The sequence below is a fragment of the Streptomyces collinus Tu 365 genome, assembly GCF_000444875.1.
Taxonomy (GTDB): Bacteria; Actinomycetota; Actinomycetes; order Streptomycetales; family Streptomycetaceae; genus Streptomyces; species Streptomyces collinus_A.
The window spans coordinates 4,297,028-4,312,859 of the sequence record NC_021985.1 but is presented as its reverse complement, the minus strand read 5'-3'; the positions used below and the strand labels follow the sequence as shown (position 1 = coordinate 4,312,859).

General features: G+C 73.3%; 12 protein-coding genes, 1 tRNA gene and 2 pseudogenes. 10 read left to right on the top strand and 5 right to left on the bottom strand.

Going from position 1 to position 15,832, the window contains the following annotated elements; translation table 11 throughout:
- Positions 1–123: 123 nt before the first annotated feature.
- The 3 genes from B446_RS18800 to B446_RS18790 all read right to left on the bottom strand — a co-directional run bounded on the left by B446_RS18800 (position 124) and on the right by B446_RS18790 (position 2,944).
- Positions 124–1,089, bottom strand: a complete 966-nt coding sequence (locus B446_RS18800) for a DUF5926 family protein (RefSeq protein ID WP_020941022.1) — start codon at positions 1,087–1,089, stop codon at positions 124–126.
- A 169-nt stretch (positions 1,090–1,258) separates the two neighbouring features.
- Positions 1,259–1,897: an ATP-binding protein gene (locus B446_RS18795; protein WP_043475965.1), complete on the bottom strand. Its 639-nt coding sequence runs from the start codon at positions 1,895–1,897 to the stop codon at positions 1,259–1,261.
- 219 nt (positions 1,898–2,116) lie between these two features.
- The gene (locus B446_RS18790; RefSeq protein ID WP_020941020.1) at positions 2,117–2,944 is read right to left on the bottom strand and encodes a glycerophosphodiester phosphodiesterase; all 828 of its coding nucleotides are present in this window, start codon (positions 2,942–2,944) and stop codon (positions 2,117–2,119) included.
- Positions 2,945–3,156: 212 nt separating this feature from the next.
- Between B446_RS18790 and B446_RS18785 the strand changes: the two genes are divergently transcribed.
- The 3 genes from B446_RS18785 (at position 3,157) to B446_RS18775 (ending at position 5,861) form a co-directional block, all read left to right on the top strand.
- Positions 3,157–4,686 (top strand): S1C family serine protease, encoded by a 1,530-nt coding sequence (locus B446_RS18785; RefSeq protein WP_020941019.1) that lies wholly within the window; start codon positions 3,157–3,159, stop codon positions 4,684–4,686.
- A gap of 139 nt (positions 4,687–4,825) precedes the next feature.
- A tRNA-Ser gene (locus B446_RS18780) sits at positions 4,826–4,912 on the top strand.
- 187 nt (positions 4,913–5,099) lie between these two features.
- Positions 5,100–5,861 carry a hypothetical protein gene (locus tag B446_RS18775; RefSeq protein WP_020941018.1) on the top strand — a complete coding sequence of 254 codons (762 nt, stop codon included), beginning with the start codon at positions 5,100–5,102 and terminating at the stop codon, positions 5,859–5,861.
- A gap of 255 nt (positions 5,862–6,116) precedes the next feature.
- On the opposite strand, the gene B446_RS18770 is transcribed toward B446_RS18775, so the two are convergent.
- Positions 6,117–6,983 carry a bifunctional DNA primase/polymerase gene (locus tag B446_RS18770; protein WP_020941017.1) on the bottom strand — a complete coding sequence of 289 codons (867 nt, stop codon included), beginning with the start codon at positions 6,981–6,983 and terminating at the stop codon, positions 6,117–6,119.
- A gap of 372 nt (positions 6,984–7,355) precedes the next feature.
- Between B446_RS18770 and B446_RS18765 the strand changes: the two genes are divergently transcribed.
- The 6 genes and pseudogenes from B446_RS18765 (at position 7,356) to B446_RS18740 (ending at position 13,232) form a co-directional block, all read left to right on the top strand.
- Positions 7,356–7,670 (top strand): hypothetical protein, encoded by a 315-nt coding sequence (locus tag B446_RS18765; RefSeq protein WP_020941016.1) that lies wholly within the window; start codon positions 7,356–7,358, stop codon positions 7,668–7,670.
- Between the two features lie 192 nt (positions 7,671–7,862).
- Positions 7,863–8,846: a bifunctional MaoC family dehydratase N-terminal/OB-fold nucleic acid binding domain-containing protein gene (locus B446_RS18760; protein WP_020941015.1), complete on the top strand. Its 984-nt coding sequence runs from the start codon at positions 7,863–7,865 to the stop codon at positions 8,844–8,846.
- Positions 8,836–9,258: pseudogene (locus B446_RS18755) on the top strand (MaoC family dehydratase); the annotation flags it as partial. The gene B446_RS18760 and the pseudogene B446_RS18755, both read left to right, overlap by 11 nt.
- Positions 9,259–9,539: 281 nt before the next feature.
- Complete coding sequence (locus B446_RS18750; protein ID WP_020941013.1) at positions 9,540–10,706, top strand: lipid-transfer protein; 1,167 nt, start codon at positions 9,540–9,542, stop codon at positions 10,704–10,706.
- A gap of 145 nt (positions 10,707–10,851) precedes the next feature.
- A complete protein-coding gene (locus tag B446_RS18745; protein WP_020941012.1) occupies positions 10,852–11,436 on the top strand; it encodes a SigE family RNA polymerase sigma factor in 585 nt (194 codons plus the stop codon).
- 140 nt (positions 11,437–11,576) lie between these two features.
- On the top strand, positions 11,577–13,232 hold the full coding sequence (locus B446_RS18740; RefSeq protein WP_020941011.1) for a long-chain fatty acid--CoA ligase: 1,656 nt from the start codon (positions 11,577–11,579) through the stop codon (positions 13,230–13,232).
- Positions 13,233–13,856: 624 nt separating this feature from the next.
- Here B446_RS18740 and B446_RS18735 read toward each other — a convergent pair.
- Positions 13,857–15,077 (bottom strand): annotated as a pseudogene (locus B446_RS18735) (MFS transporter).
- A gap of 126 nt (positions 15,078–15,203) precedes the next feature.
- On the opposite strand from B446_RS18735, the gene B446_RS18730 reads away from it, so the two are divergent.
- Positions 15,204–15,797 (top strand): TetR family transcriptional regulator, encoded by a 594-nt coding sequence (locus B446_RS18730; RefSeq protein WP_020941010.1) that lies wholly within the window; start codon positions 15,204–15,206, stop codon positions 15,795–15,797.
- Positions 15,798–15,832: the final 35 nt, after the last annotated feature.

Sequence of the window (15,832 nt, the reverse complement as noted above, 5' to 3'; positions counted from 1 at the left end):
ATCTCGGCTATTCGGACACCGATTTCCCTGTCGCGACGGGGAGTTGTGACAGGAGTCACCTGTTTCCGTACGCCCCTAGCGGCTGACCGGTCGGTCAGCCGCGGTCCGCGTCCCGTGGGTGCCTCAGCTCAGCGTGACCTGGCGGCTCGTGAGCCCGCCGCGCGCCCGGCGCTCCTCGGAGGTGAGCGGTTCGGTGGCGGACAGGGCGGCGGCGAGCCGCTCGGCGAACTCGGCGGCCGGCTTCTCCACGTCGTCCGCCGAGACCCCGCTCGGCAGGTCCCAGACCGGCACGGTGAGGCCGTGAGCACGGAAGGAGCCCACCAGGCGGGTGCCCTCGCCGAGGCTGGACCGGCCCGCGGCGTGCAGCCGGGCCAGAGCGTCCAGAAGCTGCTCCTCCGCGTGCGGCATGACCCAGCGCAGGTGGTTCTTGTCCGGGGTCTCGCACCAGTACGCGGCGTCCACGCCGGACAGCTTCACGGTCGGGATGGCGGCGGCGTTGGCCCGCTCCAGGGAGGCGGTCACCTCCGGGGTGGCGTTCTCCGCGTCCGGCACCCAGAACTCGAAGCCGTCGTGCACAACTGGCTCGAACGCGCCTTCCGGGGCGAGCAGGTCCTGCAGCCGCGGGCCGTCGGCCGGGGCGCGCCGGCCCTCGACCGGGGTGCCGGGGTCGGCCGCCAGGGCCCGCTGGAGGGTGTCGGCGAGGTCGCGGCTGATGTCGCCGGAGGGCGTGTCGTTCTGCAGACCGAGCAGGACCGAGCCGTCGTCGCGGCGCAGCGCGGGCCAGGCCATCGGAAGCACGGTGGCCAGCATGACCGACGGGACGCCCTCGGGCAGGCCCTCAGTGAGGGTCAGTTCCACCGTGGCGGCGGGGACCAGTTCGCGCAGCGCGACCCAGTCGCACTCGCCCGGCAGGCCCTCGAACGGGCGGTGCACCAGCTCGGTGGTGGCGTGGGCCGCGGCCCGGCCGTGACAGGCCTTGTAGCGCCGGCCGCTGCCGCAGGGGCAGGGCTCACGGGCGCCGACGACCGGGATGTCTGCGTCGCTGAGCTGCGGCCGCTCGGCCTTCGTCTGGGGTCGCTTCTTGGCCATCGTGGGGTCTCCCGGTTACGGCTCGTCTGGTACGGCGGGAGCCTAGCCGTTCGGGACAGGGCGGACGCGAACCTGTGGACAACGGACACCTGGGCGAGCCGACGGCAGCGGGGGCCGGGCCGGACGGACGGGGCGGCCCCGGCGGACCGGCCGGGCCTCGGCCGGGTTCTCAGTCCAGTTCGTCGAAGACGTCCGTGAAGTCCAGCTCGGCCATGGCCGCGACCGCCGGCGCGGTGACGCGCGTAGCGAAACCGCCGTGCCGGGCCCCGGCGTCCGGGTCGTGGACGTCGTCGTTGACGACCACCCAGACCGTCACCTCGCCCCGGATGTCGTCGCGCACGCCCCAGTCGTCGGAGAGCGCCGTGATGATGTTGAGCCCGCGGCCGCCGTGCGCGGTGACCGACGGGGTCGCCGGAGCCGGCCGGGTCGGGCCACCGCCGTCGGTGACCTCCACGATCAGCCGCCCGCGCGGGTCCACCCGCCACGCCGCGCGCACGTCGCCGTCACCCGCCGGGGCGTCGCCCAGCGGCCGGCCGTGCTTGCAGGCATTGCTCAAGAGCTCGGAGAGGATCAGTACGGCGTCGTCGATGACCGTCTCCGACACACCGCCGGTGCGCAGGTGCGCCCGCATCCGGTGCCTCGCCTTGCCCACGCCCGCAGGACCGTGGGGTACGGCCATGCTCGACGACGTCGGCACCTCCTGTGCCACCACCAACGCCACCCCCGAGACCTCCTTCGCCCCACGCCACGGTGTGGATGCCCCATTGGCCTGTACCGGAAACCGGCCAATCCTCTTCCGGTGACGCATCCGGAACGCGCGAACACGCAGCGGATGCGCCGGAGCACTCCCGGTGACGAGTCTGTCCTTGGGTGGCTGAATTTCTTTGGTGTGGCCGAGAACGGAGGATGCTGGAGCGGCCTGCGGGGGTCAAGGGGTGTGCACCGCTTCTTGCCCCGCCTTTGCCGGACCGTGTCCGGCAATCGGATGCCGAAGGCCCCGGCGGCGGGCGGCCTCAGGGCGACGACCTCAGCGGCCCAGCCGCTCCAGCACCGCGCCGGGGCGGTTGGTGATGATCGCGTCCACGCCCAGCTCGACGCAGAGGTCGACGTCGCCGGGCTCGTTCACGGTCCACACGTGGACCTGGTGGCCCGCGCGTTTCAGCCGCTCCACATAGGCGGGGTGGCTGCGCACGATGCGCATGGAGGGCCCCGCGATGCGCACGCCCGCGGGCAGCCGCCCGTCGCGCAGCCGGGGCGAGACGAACTGCATCAGGTAGACCGTCGGCAGCGTCGGCGCCCCGGCGCGCACGCGGTGCAGCGAGCGGGCCGAGAAGCTCATGATCCGCACCGGTGAGTCGGCGGCCGAGCGGGGCGCGTCCAGACCGAACCGTTTGAGCAGGTGCAGCAGCCGCTCCTCCACCTGCCCGGCCCAGCGCGTGGGGTGCTTGGTCTCGATGGCCAGCTCCACCCGCCGCCCGGAGTCCGCGACCAGCTCCAGCAGCCGCTCCAGGGTGAGCACCGCGGTCTCCGCCGGGTCCTCGGGGAGGTGCTCCCAGTCGGGCTCCTCGTCCCGCCCGCGCCAGGCGTCCCGGGTCTTCCAGGAGCCGAAGTCCAGGGCCGCGAGATCGGCCAGCTCCAGGGCGGAGACGGCGCCGCGGCCGTTGGAGGTGCGGTTCACCCGCCGGTCGTGGACACAGACCAGGTGGCCGTCGGCGGTCAGCCGGACATCGCACTCCAGGGCGTCCGCCCCGTCCTCGATCGCCTTCTTGTAGGCGGCCAGGGTGTGCTCGGGCGCGTCCTCGGAGGCGCCCCGGTGGGCGACGACCTGGATCGCGTGCTGTGGTGCGTGGGTCACCGCGTCATGGTGCCACCGACGCGGGGTACACGGGGCGGCCGGTGGGGTCCGTGCGGCGAACGGAGGCATCCGCTCTGCCGGTTTATGTAACTCTTGCAGAAAATGTCCTATGTAAAGGGTGCCCCTGGACCCACAGCCACCGCTTATGGTGCTCTGACGGCCCGTGGGAAAAGCTGACTGCATACAACAGCCGTGGATCGAGGAGAAGAGCTGTGAGCACCGAGAACGAGGGCAACGCGGTACCCCCGGCCCCGTCCGCACCTCCTGTGCCGGTGGCATCTCCCGCTGCTTCGCCGCAGGGCTCCGCGCCCGACGCGGGCACGCCGACCGCACAGCTGCCGCCGGTGCCTCCGGGCACCCCCGGCGCTCCTGAGCAGGTCACGGCGCCCGCGGCGCACGCCGCCGCCGGTCCTGGGCAGCCGCACGCGGCCGGTCCCGGCCTCGACGCCCAGCAGCAGCCTACGGCGGTCCCGGCCCCGACGCCCACCAGCTACGGCGGCCCCGGACCCGAGGGCTCCTGGCCGCCCCCGCCCCCGGCCACGCCGTCCTACGGCGACGGCGCGGGCGGCGCGGGTGCCGGCGGCTGGGGATCGTCGTACCAGCAGCCCGCCCCGAAGCCGCGCAGCGGACGCGGTGGCCTCGTCGCCGCCGTCCTGGTGGCCGCGCTGGTCGCCGGCGGCCTCGGCGGCGGTCTGGGCTACACCCTGGCCAAGGACAACGACACCAGCGGCTCGACCACCGTGTCCGCCTCGGACAGCAGCGCCTCGCAGGTCAAGCGCGCCCCCGGCACCATCGCCAACGTGGCCGCCAGGGCGCTGCCCAGCACGGTCACCATCGAGGCGGAGAGCACCAGCGGCGAGGGCGGCACCGGCACCGGGTTCGTCTTCGACAAGCAGGGCCACATCGTCACCAACAACCACGTGGTGGCCGACGCGGTGGACGGCGGCAAGCTGACGGCCACCTTCCCGGACGGCAAGAAGTACGACGCGGAGATCGTCGGCCACGCGCAGGGCTACGACGTCGCCGTCATCAAGCTGAAGAACGCCCCCTCCGATCTCCAGCCGCTCGCCCTCGGCAACTCCGACAGGGTGGCCGTCGGCGACGAGACCATCGCCATCGGCGCCCCCTTCGGTCTGTCGAACACGGTCACCACGGGCATCATCAGCGCCAAGAACCGCCCGGTGGCCTCCAGCGACGGCAGCGCCTCCAGCAAGGCCTCCTACATGAGCGCCCTGCAGACCGACGCGTCGATCAACCCCGGCAACTCGGGCGGCCCGCTGCTGGACGCCTCCGGCGCGGTGATCGGCATCAACTCGGCGATCCAGTCCTCCAGCAGCGGCGGCCTCGGCTCCGGCCAGTCCGGCTCGATCGGCCTCGGCTTCGCGATCCCGATCAACCAGGCCAAGTACGTCGCCCAGCAGCTGATCAAGACCGGCAAGCCGGTGTACGCCAAGATCGGCGCGTCCGTCTCCCTGGAGGACTCCACGGGCGGCGCGAAGATCACCGACCAGGGCACGGGCGGCTCCGCCGCGGTCGAGTCGGGCGGCCCCGCCGACAAGGCCGGCCTCAAGCCCGGTGACGTCATCACCAAGCTCGACGACCACGTGATCGACAGCGGCCCGACGCTGATCGGCGAGATCTGGACCCACAAGCCCGGCGACAAGGTGACGGTCACCTACAAGCGGGGCGGCGACGAGCACACGGTGGACCTCACCCTCGGCTCCCGGGTGGGCGACAGCTGACCGGCACGCGCGCGTAGGTGCCCCCGGACGCGGGGGCACTTCCCCGTGCGGCCACGGCCCGGGGGCGGACCACCGCCCCCGGCGGCCGGAGGATCCCGGTACGCTGTACCCCGCTCCGCCCCAGCAGGGCGGCGGCGCAGGTGGGTTGCCCGAGCGGCCTAAGGGAACGGTCTTGAAAACCGTCGTGGCAGCGATGTCACCGTGGGTTCAAATCCCACACCCACCGCACAGCTGGAAGACAGTGCATGCCGAAGGGGTGCCCCCGTCAACGGGGGCACCCCTTCCGCATGCGGGCCGTCCCCGCCTGAACGCCCCCACCGGAATCGGCCCGTCCGCGTGTCTCTACACTCCGCACACCTGTTCAACTCCACCGCCATGGATCAGGGCGGTGGTCGTGCCCTGTGGGGGGTTTCATGCGCAGACTCGCTGTCGGTGTTCTGCTTCCGGGTGTGGTGGCGTTCTCGGCTCTGACCGGTCCGGCCGCCGAGGCTGCGACCGGTAACGGTGATCTGAAGATCACCAAGGTGTCGTTCAACGGCGGCAAGTCCGTCGTGGTCGGCACCACCGAGAAGAAGACCTTCGTCCTGGCGATCACCGCGACGGACAGCTCCGGGATCAACGCGGCCTACTCCGACATCTGGAGCACGGCGACCGCCACCGGTTTCGGTTACCACGCCAACCTGGGCTGCAAGGCCGCCAACGCCACCACCGCCACCTGCTCGATGAGCTACGTCATGGACCCGGGCTACTACGGGCTGGAGAACGCGCAGGCGGGGGCCTGGCAGGCGTTCGTGGACATCAGTTCCAAGGACCACGACGCCGTCTCGGAGAACTGGCCGGCCAAGTTCTACGTCAAGCGGTACGCCAAGCTCACGGCCGACGCCTCGCCCGAACCGGTCCGCAAGGGCGCGAGCCTGACCGTGACGGGCAAGCTCAGCCGTGCGAACTGGGACGACAACGCGTACCACGGGTACGCCGGCCAGTCGGTGAAGCTGCAGTTCCGCAAGGCGGGCACCAACACCTACACCACGGTCAGGAACGTCACCACGAGCAGCACCGGCACCCTGCGGAGCACCGTCACCGCCTCCGCCGACGGCTACTGGCGCTACGCCTTCGCCGGCACCGCCACGACGGCTTCCGCCAAGGCCCCCGGCGACTACGTCGACACCAAGTAGGCAGCGGACACCGACGCCGGCCGCGGTCGAGGCGGCCGGACGCCGGTGTGCCGGGGCGGATGATGAGGGGCGTGCGCTTTCTGCAGCGCGCGCCCTGCCTTCACCACTCGAGCCATCGTTGGCGGCCGGCCTCGCCCTGGTCCTGGGCGGCCTGATGACCTGCACCGCGGCCGTCCGCCGTCGCCGCCGAGACGCCCAGGCGGCCGCCGGCCACTGAGCCTGCCCGAGCCGGGGTGAAGCGCGCCGGCCCCCGCCTCACGGACGGTGTCCCGTCATGCGGGCCGCCGAGGCGATCGTCGCGCGGGCCTCTCGTTCGTCGAGGCCGGTGTGGAGGGCCGCCTCCAGCAGGGGGGTGAGGAGGGCGGGACCGATGCCGTTCTCGTAGGCGCGGCAGGCCGCCCAGAACAGGCGGGTGTTGCGCTGGCCCTCGTGGGCGCTCAGTACGAACTGGACGAGGCCCCGTCCGTGGCCCCCGGCGGCCGGGGCGGCCGGGTGGGCGGTGCGGGGCGGGGGCAGGAGCAGTCGGAGCAGGGCCGGCGGGCAGGCGGCGGGGGGCAGGTGGGCGGTGCCCGGCGCGGTGGCGTAGGCGCCGTGGTCGGTGCGGGAGCCGGGGCCCACGAGGTAGCCGCCGGCGCCCCGGATGTCGATGCCGGGGGCCAGCCGCCCCGCCGAGTTGGGGACGACGACGTCCGGCGGGCCGGTCAGCCACAGGTGGCGGCCGCCGCTGGGGGTGAGGACGACGACCGTCTCCGGGATCGTGAACAGGTGGCGCAGGGCCAGCTCGCGCAAGGCGGCCGACGAGTCGGTGCCCGACTTGGTGTCGAGGTCCACGCCGATCAGGTGGTACGGCGGCAGGCCGCAGGCGATGCCGTAACCGGTGGCCCAGGGCGCGGCGGCGAACAGGGCACGGATGCGGGCCGGGTCGGTCGAGGCGTCGTACACACCGTGGCCGAAGCGGCCGCACTGGCCGTGGCAGGGCGCGGGGCCGGGGGCGTCGCGGTGCGGGGAGCGCACGGCCGGGAGCTTCGTCCGGGACAGAGGGATGACGGCCAGTCCGCGTTCGACGGCTGACAGGGCGTGTGCGAGGGCCAGCGTCGTGGCCTGCCGGTCGGTGGTGGCCATGGATCCATGTTCGTACTCATGTTCGAAAAAGGGAAGTGGGGGGTCCGTGGCGACGCGCCGGGCCAGGGGACATGGCAGGACAGGGCGCCGGAACGATTCGCCCCTTGTGGTGCCTGGTGGCTGAAGGTCTGCTCTGTGTTCTCTTGTGGCGAGAGGGGGTCAAAAGTGGCGATAGGGGTTTATCGACTTGTCCTCACGCTTGCGTGCGAATCACGGCTTCCGGGATGGTTCGCCGGGGATTCGGTGGGCAACTCTGGTCTCGCGACGTCGTTCACGAAAGCCGAGGCGGTCGGCCAACCGCCTTGCTGATAGCCGTAGTTCACGTGCTGTCGGTCCCTGGGACCGATGAGTGCCCTGTTCTGGAGGAACAACATGGCAAGCATCCGTACCGCCCGCGTCATCGCCGCCGTCTCCGCGCTCCCGCTCGCCGCCGCCCTGTTCGCCGGTGTCGCCGCGGCGGACAACGGCGCCCTCGCGAGCGACGGATCGAACGCCGGAGTGGCCAGCGTCGTCGGCAGCGGCGTCGGGCACGACAACAACGGAAACTCGTCCACCACACAGCAGAACGCGGTCGGCTCGGGGGCCACGAACCAGAGCAACACCGCGCAGGTCAACGGATCCGCCTGGACGGCCCTCCAGCAGGGCAACGGGAACGTGGCCGTCCACTTCACGCCGCTGTGGTGGTGAGTCCAGGCTGAGGTCCCTCGTGGGGAGGGCCCTCAGGGGTGTGCTTCGGGGTCGCAAGGCGTCCGCGCGGCGGTGCTTCGGCGCCGCCGCGCAGGCGTGTCCCGGTGCCGGCCGGCCTTGACAGGGGTTTCTATCTGACGGACAGTCAGAAATGCTCGGGACGAGCAGACTCGGGAGGACGAGGGGGCCGGGGTGAGCGGTGAGGCGGACCCGCTGGGAGCACGGCTCAGAACGTACGAGGGGCGCCCGGCCGCCGTCGGGGGCGTCGGCAAGGACCCGGTGAACACCCCCATGATCCGGCACTGGTGCGAGGCGATGGGCGACACCTGCGCGACGTACCGCGGACCGGACGCCACGGCCCCGCCCACGATGCTCCAGGTGTGGACGATGGGCGGCCTCTCCGGCCACGACGGCCGCACCGGCGCCTACGACGAACTCCTCGCCCTGCTGGACGAGTCGGGCTGCACCTCGGTGGTGGCCACCGACTGCGAGCAGGAGTACCTGCGGCCCCTGCGCCCGGGCGACCAGGTCACCTTCGACGCGGTGATCGAGTCGGTCTCCGGCCGCAAGTCCACCAAGCTCGGCACCGGGTACTTCGTCACGACCCGCATGGACGTCAGGGTCGGCGGCGACCTCGTGGGCACCCACCGCTTCCGCATCCTCAAGTACGCCCCCGCCGCGCGTGAGCCCCGGGCGCGGCGACCCCGGCCGGTGGTCAACCGGGACAACGCCGGCTTCTGGGAGGGCGTGGCCGCGCACCGGCTCCTCGTCCAGTGCTGCGTGGACTGCGGCACCCCCCGCCACCCGTGGCTGCCGGGCTGCAACGCCTGCGGGTGCCTGGACTGGGACACGGTCGAGGCGAGCGGTGAGGGCACGGTCTACTCGTACGTGGTGATGCACCACCCGCCCTCCACCGCCTTCTCCGAACCCGGGGACGGAGCCGATCCCGGTCACGGCGGCAGCGGCAGGGACCGCGACAGTGGCAGCGGTTCGCGTGCCGGGAGCCCCTACGTCGTCGGCCTGATCGAACTCGCCGAAGGAGTGAGGATGCTGAGCAACGTGGTGGGGGTGCCGCCCGACAAGGTGCGCATCGGCCTGCCGGTCCGGGTGGAGTTCCGCGCGTACGAGGACGCGGGGGTCCTGCCGGTCTTCCGGGTGGCCGGGGATGAGGGCTGACGTGCGCCCGGGACCGAGGACTCCGGCGCCGGGCGCCGAGCTGCCGCCGCTCGAGATCCCGGTCACCCGCACCCTGATCGTGGCCGGTGCCATCGCCTCGCGGGACTACCAGGACGTGCACCACGACCCCGAACTGGCCCGGGGCAAGGGGTCGCCCGACGTCTTCATGAACATCCTGACGACCAACGGGCTGGTCGGCCGGTACATCACGGACCACTTCGGCCCGGCCGCGGTGCTCCGCGGGGTCGCCATCAGGCTGGGGGCGCCCAACTACCCGGGGGACACGATGGTGCTGACCGGCCGGGTCGAGCGGGTCGACGGGGATACGGCCACGGTACGGGTGACGGGGGACAACGCCCTGGGCCGCCACGTGACGGGCACAGTGACCGTCACCCTGCCCGCCGGTCCGCCCGCTGGCCCGCCCGCCGACCTGGCTGCCGACTTGGCCGCCGACCTGCCCGCCACGCCGCCCGCCGACCTGGCCGTCGCGCCGCCCGCCGGCCTGGCCGCCGGCCTGCCCGCCACGCCGCCCGCCGAGCCGTCGGCCGACCCTCCCGCCGGTCCGCCGGCCGACCCGCCCGCCGACCTGGCCGCCGGCCTGCCCCCCGAGCCGCCCGCCGTCCTGCCCGCTGGCCATCCCGCCGGCCCGCTCCCCGACCTCTGCGAGGACCCGCACGGCCCGGAGGCCGCGTCATGAGCGCCCGTGTCCGGGACTCGCTCGGCGGCCGGGCCGCGATCGTCGGCATCGGGGCCACCGAGTTCTCCAAGGACTCCGGGCGCAGCGAGCTGCGGCTCGCGGTGGAGGCGGTCCGGGCCGCGCTGGACGACGCGGGGCTCGCCCCGGCGGACGTGGACGGTCTCGTGACGTTCACGATGGACACCAGCCCCGAGATCACCGTGGCCCAGGCATGCGGGATGGGGGAGCTGTCCTTCTTCTCCCGCGTCCACTACGGGGGCGGGGCGGCCTGCGCGACCGTCCAGCAGGCGGCGCTCGCGGTCGCGGCGGGCGTCGCGGAGGTGGTGGTCTGCTACCGGGCGTTCAACGAGCGGTCGGGCCGCAGGTTCGGCGCGGGCGTGCGGCACCGGGAGCCGTCGGCGGAGGGGGTGGCGCTCGGCTGGGCGCTGCCGTTCGGGCTGCTCACCCCGGCCTCCTGGGTGGCGATGGCGGCCCAGTGCTACCTGCACGCCCACGGCCTGACCCCGGAGGCGTTCGGGCACGTGGCCGTGGTGGACCGCAAGTACGCGGCGACGAACCCGGCGGCCTGGTTCCACGGCCGCCCCATCACCCTCGCCGACCACGCCGCCTCCCGCTGGATCGCGGAGCCGCTCCGGCTGCTCGACTGCTGCCAGGAGACCGACGGCGGCCAGGCCCTGGTGGTGACCTCGCTGGAGCGGTCCCGGCAGCTGCGCCGCCCGCCCGCCGTGATCGCCGCTGCCGCCCAGGGCTCCGGGCGGGCGCAGGAGCAGATGACCAGCTTCTACCGGGACGACCTGACCGGCCTGCCGGAGATGGGTGTGGTGGCCCGGCAGCTCTGGCGGACGTCCGGATGCGGCCCGGCCGACATCGACGTCGGCATCCTCTACGACCACTTCACGCCGTTCGTGCTGATGCAGCTGGAGGAGTTCGGGTTCTGCGGCAGGGGGGAGGCGCCGGACTTCGTGGCGGCGGAGCGGCTGCCGCTGAACACCCACGGGGGTCAGCTCGGGGAGGCGTACCTGCACGGGATGAACGGCGTGGCGGAGGCGGTCCGCCAGGTGCGGGGCACGTCCGTCAACCAGGTGCCGGGGGCGTCCCGGGTCCTGGTGACGGCCGGCACCGGGGTGCCCACCTCGGGGCTGGTCCTGGCCCCGGACGGGTGACGGCTCAGGGGTGAACCCGTAGAGAGGTACACCCGCAGTCCACCTTCAGGAGGTGCAGACAGCCCCACCCCTACAACCTGAGGGGGACGCGGCTTCGGGACCTGGGGCCGATCCCCGGGGCACGGTCCGCTCCTAGCGTGGAGCCATGACCACACCCGTCTGCACCAGCGCCTCGGCCGCCGCCGATCCTGCGGGACAGACCCTCCGGCACCGCGCGGCCGGGGGGACCCCCACGTACCCGTCGTTCTCGTCGTACGTGCGGGCCCGCCAGCCGGTGCTGCTGCGCACCGCCCGGTCGCTGACCGCCAACCCCTGCGACGCCGAGGACCTGCTGCAGACCGCGCTCGCCAAGACGTACGTGGCCTGGGAGCGGATCGAGGACCACCGGGCGCTCGACGGCTACGTGCGCCGGGCGCTGCTGAACACGCGGACGTCGCAGTGGCGCAAGCGCCGGGTGGACGAGTACGTGTGCGACGAGCTGCCCGAGCCGGACCCGGTGCCCGGCGCCGACGACCCGGCCGAACGGCAGGCGCTGCACGACGCCATGTGGCGCGCGATCACGAAGCTGCCCGCGCGGCAGCGGGCCATGGTCGTCCTCAGATATTACGAGGACCTCAGCGAGGCGCAGACGGCCGAGGTGCTCGGCGTCTCGGTGGGCACGGTGAAGTCGGCGGTCTCGCGGGCCCTGGGCAAGCTGCGCGAGGACCCCGAGCTGGTCCTGGTCCGCTAGGCCCTGGCGCCGGATTTCGTCCGCTCAACGGCTTTCAGGGACCCCGAGTTTGCCTTCCCCTAGTGACATACCGCGCGGTATGTGCGCAGAATCAGCGCAACCTCTACCACCGCGTAGGCAATGTCGCCCGGGAGGACGCCGTGCTGAGCACCATGCAGGACGTACCGCTGCTGATCTCGAGGATCCTGACCCACGGGTCGGCGGTCCACGGCTCGTCGCGGGTGACCACCTGGACCGGCGAGGCGGAGCCGCACCGGCGCACCTTCGCCGAGATCGGCGCCCGCGCCGCCCGGCTGGCGCACGCCCTGCGCGACGAACTGGGAGTCCGGGACGACGAGCGGGTCGCCACGCTCATGTGGAACAACGCCGAGCACGTCGAGGCGTACTTCGCGATCCCCTCCATGGGCGCGGTGCTGCACACCCTCAACCTGCGGCTGCCCGCCGAGCAGCTGGTGTGGATCGTCAACCACGCCGCCGACCGCGTGGTCGTCGTGAACGGCTCGCTGATCCCGCTGATCGCGCCGCTGCTGCCCAAGCTGCCCACGCTGGAGCACGTCGTCGTCTCAGGACCCGGCGACCGCACCCCCCTCGACGGCGGCACCGTCCGCGTGCACGAGTACGAGGAGCTGATCGCCGGCCGGCCCGACCGCTACGACTGGCCGGAGCTGGACGAACGCCAGGCCGCCGCGATGTGCTACACCTCCGGCACCACCGGCGATCCCAAGGGCGTCGTCTACAGCCACCGTTCGATCTACCTGCACTCCATGCAGGTCAACATGACCCAGTCGATGGGCCTCACCGACGAGGACACCTCCCTGGTCGTGGTGCCGCAGTTCCACGTCAACGCCTGGGGCCTGCCGCACGCCACGTTCATGACCGGCGTCAACATGCTGATGCCGGACCGGTTCCTGCAGCCCGCCCCGCTCGCCGAGATGATCGAGCGGGAGCGGCCGACGCACGCGGCCGCCGTCCCCACCATCTGGCAGGGCCTGCTCGCCGAACTGACGGCGCGGCCCCGGGACGTCTCCACCCTCACCCAGGTCACCATCGGCGGATCGGCCTGCCCGCCCTCCCTGATGGCCGCCTTCGACGGGCTCGGCATGCGGGTCTGCCACGCCTGGGGCATGACGGAGACCTCTCCGCTCGGCACGGTGGCCCGCCCGCCGGCCCACGCGGTCGGCACGGACAAGGAGTTCGCCTACCGCCTCACCCAGGGCCGCTTCCCGGCCGGTGTCGAGGCCCGGCTCACCGGTCCCGGCGGCGAGCGCCTGCCCTGGGACGGCGAGTCGGCGGGCGAGCTGGAGGTGCGCGGCCCCTGGATCGCGGGCGCCTACTACAACGGTCCCGACGCCGAACCGCTGCGTCCGGCCGACAAGTTCAGCGAGGACGGCTGGCTGAAGACCGGGGACGTCGGCACCATCTCCCCCGACGGCTTCCTCACCCTCACCGACCGCGCCAAGGACGTCATCAAGTCCGGCGGCGAGTGGATCTCCTCGGTCGAGCTGGAGAACGCGCTGATGTCCCACCCGGACGTCGCCGAGGCCGCCGTGGTCGCCGTGCCCGACGAGAAGTGGGGCGAGCGCCCGCTGGCCACGGTCGTCCTCCGGGCGGGCGCCACCGCCGACTTCGAGACCCTGCGCGCTTTCCTCTCCGAGGAGGCCCACATCGCGCGCTGGCAGCTCCCCGAGCGCTGGACGATCGTCGAGGCCGTGCCGAAGACGAGCGTCGGCAAGTTCGACAAGAAGGTGATCCGCAGGCGGTACGCCGAGGGCGAGCTGGACGTCACCCGGCTCTGACCGGCACCGGGCGGCCCGTCCGCGACCGCCGTCGCGGACGGACCGCTGTCACCGGCGGGCGCTGTCACCCGCGGGCCATCGTCAATGGCGTGCCACCGTCGCGGGCGGCCTGTTGTCCCGGGGGTGCCGTACTGGCGAGTCATCGCCTCGGGTGGGCCGTCGCCTCGGGTGGGCCGTCGCCTCGGGTGGGCCGTCGCCTCGGGTGGGCCGCCGTGACCGGCGGCCGCTGGACCGGTGGGCCGCTGTGACGGCGGGCGCTGTCAGGGGCGGCCCATCGTCAATGGCGTGCCACGGTCGTGGGGCGGCCCGCTGTTCCGGTGGGCGCTGTCCCGCGCGTGCCACCGTCGAGGGCGGCCCGCTGTCCTGGCGGGTGTCGTCCCGCGCGGGCCGCCATTCCGGCGGGTGCCGTCTCGGGCGTGCCACGGCCCCGGGCGGCCCCTCGTGACCGGCGGGAGCTGTCAGGGGCGGGCCGCTGTCACCGGCGTTCCACAGTCGCGGGGCGGCCCGCTGTCCTGGCGGGTGTCGTCCCGCGCGGGCCGCCATTCCGGCGGGTGCCGTCTCGGGCGTGCCATCGCCCCGGGCGGCCCCTCGTGACCGGCGGGAGCTGTCACCCGCGAGCCACCGTCACCGGCGGGCGCCGTCCCGGCGGGTCGCCGTGCTCCCCCAGCCCAGCACCAGCCAGGTCCCCGCCACCGCGCTGACCCCGCCCCAGCCCCAGTGGGCGTAGGCGAGACCGGCCAGGACGGAGGCGAGGGCGCCGCCGGTGAAGCCGGCGACCACGTAAGCGGTGTTGGCGGTGGCCGGGGCCGAAGTGGTCGTCAGGGCCAGCGTCTGGTTGGCCACGTGGGAGGCGACCAGGGCGGCGTGGAGGGCGACGGCGGCCACGAACAGCGCGACCAGGACCTGACCGCCGAGCCAGAACAGCGGCACCGAGACGGCGGCCAGCAGTTACGCGAACCGCACGACCTTGCCCGCGCCGAAGCGGTCGACGAGGCCGCCCGCGAGCGGAGCCACCGCGGTGGCCGTGAGGCCGAACAGGCCGAACAGGCCGGCGGTCGCGGTGGACAGGCCGTACGCCGGACCGGTCAGCAGCAGGGCGAGCGAGGTCCACAGGGCGCTCCAGGCGCCGAACATCCCGGCCTGCCGCACGCACGCCCGCCACAGGTCGGGGGAGCGGCGGACCAGGCCGGGCAGCTCGGCGACGCCCGAGAACAGCGCTCCCGTCCGCCGGCGCCGCTCCCGCGGCAGGGCCAGGGCGGTGGCCAGGCCCAGGACGAGGGTCAGCACGCCGGATCCGGCGAACACCCAGCGCCAGCCGAAGGCCTGTCCGGCCAGGCCGCCGGCCACCCGGGCGGCGACGATCCCGGTGAACAGGCCGGCGATGACGGCCGCGACATGGCGGGCTCGGCGGTGGGCCGGGGCGCGTTCGGCGACCAGCGGGACCAGCAGCTGCGGGATCACCGTCGCCGCCGCGGCCACGAAGACGGCCGCCGCGAGCGCGACGGCGCCGGGCGCGGCCGCGCCGAGCCACAGGGCGACCGCGGTGGCCAGTGAGAGCAGGGCGACCAGGGGACGCCGGTCGACCCGGTCGCCGAGCGGGGCGAAGAAGAGGAGTCCGGCCGCGTAGCCGAACTGGGCGACCGAGGCGATCCAGGTGACGGCGGAGGGGACGGTGCCGAAGTCGTGGGCGATGAGCGGCAGCAGCGGGGCCGCGAGATAGATGTTGGCGGCCGTGACGGCGGTGCAGACGGCGATCAGCAGGAGGAAGAGCCGGCCGGAGGCGGCCCGCTCGGGGGCGGGGACCCGGGTGCGCGGTCCTTGGTGGGTGGTGGTCGCTGACGGCATGAGCGGCGGCACTCCTTGGAGTCGACTCCTGCAACCAACTGGTTGGTTGGATGCGTCAACAGGCTGCACCGCCCGCCCATTCCCTGTCAACCAAACAGTTGGTTACTTGAGCGGTACGCTGACCGCATGGGAGCAGTCAGGGACCCCGAGGCCACCCGGGCCCGCATCTACGAGGCGGCGGTCGCCGAGTTCGCCCGGCACGGCATCGCGGGCGCCCGCATCGACCGCATCGCCGCCGCGGCCAAGGCCAACAAGCAGCTGATCTACGCCTACTTCGGCAACAAGGCGGAGCTGTTCACCCAGGTCCTGGGCCGCTCCATGGTCGATCTGGCCGCCGCCGTGCCCGTCGACCCCGACGACATCGAGGGCTGGATCGACCGGCTCCTCGACTACCACGCGGCCCACCCCGAACTGCTGCGCCTGCTCTTCTGGGAGGGCATCGAGTACGGCAGCGCCGAACTGCCCGACGAGAGCGAGCGCCAGGCCCATTACGCCCGCAAGGTCGCCGCGATCGAGGACGGCCAGGACCGCGGGGTCATCACCGACGCCATCCCCCCGGGCGACCTGCTCTTCCTCCTGGTCGCCGTCGCCAACTGGACCGCCGTCGTCCCGCAGATGGGACGCATCCTGACCGGTGGCGACGGCCCCGACCGCGAGCGGCTGCGCGCCTCGATCAAGGAGGCGGCCCGCCGGCTGGTCGCCCCCGGAGGTACGCCTTAGTCCGTGCGCGCCCCCGGGGCCACGTCCTTGTTCGC